This window comes from Virgibacillus carmonensis, from assembly GCF_057836705.1.
Genome location: NZ_JBYQFJ010000206.1, coordinates 1 through 645 on the forward strand (window position 1 = coordinate 1; position 645 = coordinate 645).

Below are 645 nucleotides of genomic sequence, written 5' to 3' on the forward strand. Positions count from 1 at the left end.
TTGGTTGGTCGTCGCAATATGTCTGGGGCCAGACCCCGCAATCGCGGAAATTTCATTTACTAAAATCAGTTTGCCTGACTTAGCGTTGAATTCATACAGATATAAGCAATCCAAACCTAAATCAGTAACCAGATACTTCTCTGTACCCGGGATATTGATAATGGTATGGGGATGAGAAACCTGTGCTCCTTCAGCATAATTTTTCAAATCGCAAATTGGTTCAATTGCCCCATCATCTTTCAAGGGATGAACCGCGGCATTTCCACCGCCATAGTTTGTCGTAAATAACCACTGCTCATTTGGAGCAAGGCTAATGTAACATGGGGAACTTCCACCTGTGGGCTGGCGGTTCAGTTCCGTTAATACTTTATTCGGATAGTCAATTTCAAAACTTGCAACTTCCCCGTTCTCTATTTCACTCGCAGCGTACAATCGATTCCCAGTCTGATTGACGGTTAGAAATGATGGATTTTCAATGCCGGATACGCCGCCCACTTTCTTCAGCGTCCCTATTTCCGAATCAAATAAAACCCATTCAATTGCATTTCCATACGTACCAACAAATATATCGTAATAACGCTGTTCTACCATGGCTCAGGACTCCCTTCCGCATTTTCATTATAATCCTTAGATGCAAATTATCCA

Annotated in this window: 1 protein-coding gene; it reads right to left on the reverse strand. The window is 42.6% G+C overall.

Annotated features, from left to right (window positions below):
* A partial coding sequence (locus AC3G7N_RS21410) for a lactonase family protein (protein ID WP_489424154.1) occupies nt 1–591 on the reverse strand: 591 nt, incomplete at its 3' end.
* Between the last annotated feature and the right edge of the window lie 54 nt (nt 592–645).